At 42.9% G+C, this 6,262-nt stretch carries 6 protein-coding genes; 1 reads left to right on the top strand and 5 read right to left on the bottom strand.

The features are described 5' to 3' along the window. Positions 1-142: 142 nt before the first annotated feature. From PY364_RS16935 to PY364_RS16915, 5 genes are all read right to left on the bottom strand, one after another. Entirely contained in the window at positions 143-1,618 is a 1,476-nt protein-coding gene (locus tag PY364_RS16935; RefSeq protein ID WP_275524235.1) for an adenylate/guanylate cyclase domain-containing protein, read from the bottom strand. Between the two features lie 176 nt (positions 1,619-1,794). Then, entirely contained in the window at positions 1,795-2,685 is an 891-nt protein-coding gene (locus PY364_RS16930) for a diguanylate cyclase (protein WP_275524233.1), read from the bottom strand. A 17-nt stretch (positions 2,686-2,702) separates the two neighbouring features. Then, the gene (locus PY364_RS16925; RefSeq protein ID WP_275524232.1) at positions 2,703-3,047 is read right to left on the bottom strand and encodes an STAS domain-containing protein; all 345 of its coding nucleotides are present in this window, start codon (positions 3,045-3,047) and stop codon (positions 2,703-2,705) included. Positions 3,048-3,150: 103 nt separating this feature from the next. Further along, the gene (locus PY364_RS16920) at positions 3,151-3,729 is read right to left on the bottom strand and encodes a DUF6272 family protein (protein ID WP_275524237.1); all 579 of its coding nucleotides are present in this window, start codon (positions 3,727-3,729) and stop codon (positions 3,151-3,153) included. Positions 3,730-4,235: 506 nt separating this feature from the next. After that, positions 4,236-4,868: a VWA domain-containing protein gene (locus PY364_RS16915; protein WP_275524230.1), complete on the bottom strand. Its 633-nt coding sequence runs from the start codon at positions 4,866-4,868 to the stop codon at positions 4,236-4,238. Between the two features lie 347 nt (positions 4,869-5,215). Here PY364_RS16915 and PY364_RS16910 point away from each other — a divergent pair, with 347 nt between their 5' ends. After that, positions 5,216-6,235, top strand: coding sequence for a hypothetical protein (locus tag PY364_RS16910; RefSeq protein ID WP_275524228.1), 1,020 nt, complete (start codon positions 5,216-5,218; stop codon positions 6,233-6,235). Positions 6,236-6,262 lie beyond the last annotated feature (27 nt).

Here is a 6,262-nt window from a genome sequence, read left to right as displayed (position 1 = left end):
CCGCCCAGAGGGCGGCGTTACGTCAGCAGTGCAGAAGTCTTGCTTTAGATGTTACGATCATTATGACACTTTGCACAACCCTTTATTTTTTATTTGTTTTTTAACAAGCCCGAAACCACTTTTATTTTGACTTTTACCTTGCCTAAAAATCTTTCAGTAGAGATCGCCAATCTCGACACCGTTTTAGATAAATTTGAGATACTCTATCTTCAGGGTTTTTTTGCAAACATTCTTCAAACAGTTTGCCCGCCTCTCTCACAGTCTTCTGATGGTAAAGTAGCATAGCTTCTTCATATCTTTTCAAAGTGCTTAACTTACCTTCTCGAACTTCTGGGGGATCGGCATCAAAGACTTCGTAGACTGTCACAAACTTTGACTTACCCTTAACCTTTACTTGATCGACAATCCGAATATTATAATCAGCAGGATTTTGCAAGCGCGAAAAAGTTTGGTCAGAAATTAACATCTGTACGCCATACTCTTTTGTCAAGCCTTCAATCCGAGAGGCTAAATTAACAGCATCGCTAATAACTGTACTGTCCATCCGGTTTTGTCCGCCAACAGTACCTAGCATCAAAGTACCTGTATTGATTCCTACCCCAATTTTAATCGGCACACAGCCCAAATTTTGGCGCTGTTGATTGTAATTTGCCAGCGTTTGCAGCATGGCAATCCCAGCTTTAACTGAGTCATCTGCTTCGCCGTTAAATAGAGCCATAATCGCATCGCCAATATATTTATCAATAAAGCCATTATTTTCGGTAATAGCAGGCTCCATCCGACTGAGATAATCATTAATAAATTTAAAATTTTCTTCAGGGTTTAGAGTCTCCGAAAGCGAAGTGAAGTCACGAATATCGCCAAATAATACCGACATTTCCTGCTGTACTTGATCGCCTAATTTGACATCAACAATACTTTCATATCCTAAAAAATAAAGAAATTGGTGAGGGACAAACCGTCCGTAAGCATCGGTTAGTTCTAATTCTGCATCCAGAGCTTTTTCTAAATTCAAATTGAGTTCAAAGAGTTCGTTAGTGAACCTTTGGCGTTCCGCTTCTGCTTTTTTGCGATCGCTAATATCTTGAAAAACAGAAATCGCATAGACCACTTTTCCATTGTTATCAAATATTGGCGTTCCCCTACTTTCTAGAGGGATAATCAAATCGCCTTGATGAACTTCTATATCATCAGCCATTGAAGTTTCACCATTCAAAGCCCGCGAGATTGGCAATTCTTCAACAGGGTAAAGACGAAGGCTATTTGTAACATAAAGTTGATAAATATCTGGTATATTATAAACTGTAATTGACGGCACAACTCCCTTGCCAAGTAACTGCACTGCGGCGCGATTAGCATAGTAAGGTTTACCAGTAGCATCCAACACCGCTACTCCTACGGGAATTGCTTCGAGAAACTGAGCTAACTTTGCCTCGCCTTCACGTACCGCCTCCAATGCTTTATCGTGTAACTCAGCTTCAACACTATCGGAGTGTAGGGCGGTATTTTCCAGCAAAATTTCCAAGTCAGTTTTTTCCCTTTTCAGGTTTTCTACTTCTTGGCGCAGTTTTTCTATCTCCAAAAGTAGCTCTTCTCTAGACAGTTGTTCTTCCTGCATTGTCTTGGAATTTGCGCCTTGACAAAGATCATATATGTCAGTGTAGTTCGTGATACACCCTACCATAGTTTCTATTGGTATGAAGTTATAGCAAAAGACAGAAGGCGGAAGCAGAGGGTAGGCAGAAGGCAAAAGGTAACATTTAGTTATCTAGAATAGCAGAAGGCTTTAATTATCTAGAAGAATACAACGCGATCGCGCCCTTGAGCCTTGGCGCGGTAAAGAGCCGCATCGGCAGCTCCGATCGCCTCAGTACCAGTTTTACCATGCTCTGGAAAACAAGCTATCCCCAAAGAAACAGTAATCGTGTCGAGAGACTGACCGTGATACTTCAAATTTAAGTGTTTCACGCCCAGGCGCACTTGTTCAGCACGTTGGCGAGCATCTTCCAAGCTACTTTCTGGCAAAATTAGGATAAACTCCTCACCTCCGTAACGGCACACTATCTCTGAATTGTGGACTTGCCCTTGCAAAAACAAGCTCAGCTCTTGCAGAACAAGATCGCCGGCATCGTGACCAAAAGTATCGTTAAAACGCTTAAAGTAGTCAATGTCAAGCATAATAATACCCAGTGATTCCTGCGCTTGCGTGGAGCGCTCGATCTCCCTAGCCAAAAACTCCTTCAGGTAACGGCGGTTAAAAAGACCAGTCACGGGATCGCGAATGCACTGATCGTGCAACAGATTTTCCACGAAATCGCCGTGTTCGATCGTTGCTTCTAAAATCATTTCCATGTCAGCTTTATCTATGCTCATAGTTGTCTGAATAGACTGAAGTTCTGCTTGAGCCTCCTTCATGGCAACTTCTGCGCGATCGCGATCGGCAATTTCGGCTTGCAGTTGTTGATTAGACTCACGCAGTAAAACTTCCACAGCATCAGCACGGGCACAGGCTGCTTCCAGCAAAATATTCAACTGCATCTTTTCGCCTTTGATCTCTTGGAGTTCCTGGCGCAGTTGTTCTATTTCTAGAATAAGTTTTTCTCTAGATGGTCTTTTTGCCAAGCTGCGATTCTGCCTTTGTGCATTGACAAAAATACTCTGATGTCGAAAGTCTGTACTAGCCATACGCCCTCTCAAACTTTCTATTTTAATTCCAGTTCCAAAGTAGGCATCAAACGCAGTAGATTCCGCAAAGACTTTCCTTGCCAAGGGATTGACTGAGAACCTTTGATCTGCATCTGAACGTTTCCTTTCTGGCGCACCTTGATCGCAAACTTCGATAGCATACTAATCCCAGAACTGTTAAGAAATTCTAGTTCTTGCAAGTTCAGCACAATTTTGGGTGGTTCCGAGTCAGCCACATCGTTGAGCAACTGTACCACAGGCGCGTACTCATCCATGCCACTGAGCCGGAGAGCGCCTTGTAAAATAACTGTTGCAGTTGCTTGATCGTAACAGATACGGTAATCTTCGGTTTTGATCTCCATTCGTTTAAAGTTCCTTGTAGATTTAGGGGTTGCTTAAGTAGCCGGATCGCGCTTATGAGTAGTTATTGGACTGAAACGGAGCCAATTCAGGCATATTCATAGCCTATACTCTTAGCTGTACCATTGTAGTTACGGCAATTACTTCTGGGTCTTTTTGGACAGTCTCAAACTTCCAACCTAGCTTCGCTTCATAGTCGTTGATCATAGTCAGCAAGCCTAAACCAGAAGCGGTGCAGTTTTCGTCAGCAGCATTTTTTTCTAACTGGTAAATGTATAGCTCATTCGGATCTGACGTGGTTAACTCCTTGATGTAAGCCTGAAATTTATCGACTGCTTGGGGAGGGATGCTGTTAGTCATTAGAAATGCGACTCTGCCACTTTCGAGGTGAAGGCGAATACTGATCGGATACTGGCAGGTTTCGTCGTTAAATTTCATTGCATTTTCTAGCAATTCATTGGCAACGTAACTAATAGCACTTTTGACCTGCGCTTGCTTATAAATACTTGCGGGTTCCCGTTCGTTTCCAGGAAAGAATGTAGCTAAATAGTCGGCAAGAAAATCAGCAGATAAACCGTTGTTTCGCCACCGCTGCTTTAGGGGGAAGGAACTGGGGGAAAATCCAATAATCAAGTATTCTTGTGTGAAAGGCGGCTCCTCAAAGTCGCCAAATATCTGAATCATAGTTGCTAAATCTGAATTGTGCTGCTTATTTTTGCTTAAGTACCACCAAAGTGATGTCATCATAGACCTTATATTGCCCGATATGTTGTCGCAGGTCGTCAATTACAACAAATCTGATTAATCGCCACTGGTGACAATTTGTGTTTGATTGCCTCAAGTAGCTGCTCGACGTTGTACTGGGCCCCCTTAAGATTTTCAGCTTGTAATGCCATCAGTAAAGATCGCTCCCACATCCCCTACCTTTAAGAATACTTTAACTTTTTCGCCGAAATGGGCAATGCTTCCGGCTAGAGAGGTTAGCATAAGTCTATGGTATCAATATTTAAAATCTTAAATTGGTCGTCGGTTGACGATCTCCGAAAGCAGCGGCTATTAGCATTACTACGCCGATTAACACCAAAGCTTGATGCCATGCTCTGACTGTACAGGATATTCGGGTCTTGTGGGGTGTATACGCGCAGGCTTAGCTTTAGCAAGGACAGAATTATGTTCTGCGTGAATCTGAATTAACCAAGGATGGCATTAAGCAGTACGTCAGTCAAAGACATATCTCCCATGTGATCCAAAGTGACGGTGTTGCAGATGTCAAATTTAGCGCCAGCACCCTGCAATTCATTATCCAATATTTTGAAAAATTCTGTTGCTGTTTGATTGGAGCCTACTTGAATTAGTGAAATTGCCAGTTCTTCATCTCGCTCTAACTGATTTGAGGCATCAATAACGATCTGCTTTACTGCTTGAGGATCATTGACTTCACCGGATGTTACTACTATAATCGTTTCTCCGTTAGCTTTGGCGCGTTCTGTAGCGCGACGCTCAAAGTAATTATCTGTAGCATTTTTTAGGGCTGGGGCTAGCTTGGTTTTGCCAGATGGCTGATTTTCTTGGAATATCTGGGCAACTTTACTAGCTGTTGTGTTGTCATAACGTTTAAAATCATCTGCGAACAGGTAAAGGGTGATGCCATCAGGATCGAATTGTTCGCATTGAGCTGCTAGTGCTAGGGCAGACTCCTGCATGATCTCCCAGCGACTTTTGCCGTCTGCTTGGTCTGATGTTGACATACTTTCACTTTTGTCTACGATTAGGGTATAGTCGCGATCGCGCAAAGCTGAGCCGCCTTCAAGTAGAGTGTCCATCTATTAATCTCCTAACGATCGTGTTTAATATTTAAACTATCAGTTATTGGAGAAGAGTGGAGAATAAAATTTGTAATGAGAATTTGATTAGTTACAGATAGGGGGGCAGAGGTAATTACAGCTATCCCCCGATCTGGCGAAACCCTCTTTGTTGAAAAGGAACAGGGAAGACGGAAGAATGCTTAGACAGGGAACTGTTTATTCATCGGTATTTTACCTTTAATTAGAATAATTTACTTATTTTTATTTACGAGGGAGGAACCAAATAGTAAGGTAGTGGAGTCTAAAGTTATATAAATTGTGTTAGTTGTGCGCTTTCTGAGTGTGGCGTAATGAGGAGGATGGCTATGAAAAAAAATTCCCAATATCCCTGGAAAAATCCTGAAAATCAACCCGAAAAGCAGCCTAGTCCGTTTTTCTTAGCTTTACTATTGACGGGAATTCTAGCTTTAGAAATGTATCCACTGCTGATACAGACAGCAAATGCTGATGCTGGCAATTTACCATCTCCGTATCCGCAGTCAGAACAGAAAAAGGAGTTGGCGCAAAATAAAATTTACGATTCGCTAGTGGTGCCAAAAGCAGGCGATCGCGGACTTTTACCCCGTGCGGTTTTAGTCAGAGTTGAGCGATCGCAGGAAAATCTCAAAGTAAATAAATTAAATTTAATGCCTCTAGACAATGATTTGGCGCAAGGTGGGCAAAATGGTACTAATCAATTGCCGGCGCAAGTGGCTACTGCTGTTCGTCAAGATTTGTCTAAGGAAACTGGGATTGCGGCGGGACGGCTAAAAATTACGGAATTCAGCCGCCAAACTTGGCCGAATACTTGTTTGGGACTGCCTAAAAATGATGAATTGTGCGGTCAAATGATGGTGGAAGGTTGGCGAGTTGTGTTGTCTGATGGCCGCCAAACTTGGGTTTATCGTAGCGATCGCACGGGAAAGGTTTTGCGAAGGGAAAATCAACTTAGTTCGGTTCAACCTGTGAAGATTCCGGCTGCACAATTACCGCCGCCTTTGACAAAAGGTATGGTATTTCGGGCGATCGCCAGTGGTGGTTTTACAGGCCGCACTTATGAAACAGTATTGATGGAGGATGGCACCTTGATCCGGGTGCTGGCGGGGCCGGGAAATGCTAATGATTCTGGTCGTCAGGTTTTCAGGGTTTCCATGCAACAAGTAAAACAGTTTCAGGAATTGCTGAAACGGCTGCAATTAGCTCGTTTTAATCAGTTGAGTTATCCAGCACCGACGGGGGCCGCTGATATTATAGCAAATTCCATGTATCTGTGGTACACTATGTTCAGTAGCGATCGCAGAAAAAATGAAACCTTATTTGATCGAGTTTCGCCAAAAAATAGTTAAAGCCTATGAACAAGGAGACACATCAAT

The sequence above is a fragment of the Kamptonema sp. UHCC 0994 genome, assembly GCF_029167235.1.
Lineage (GTDB): Bacteria > Cyanobacteriota > Cyanobacteriia > Cyanobacteriales > Microcoleaceae > Kamptonema.
Note: the sequence above shows the minus strand (reverse complement) of the source record. Positions and strands in the feature narration are given on the sequence as shown.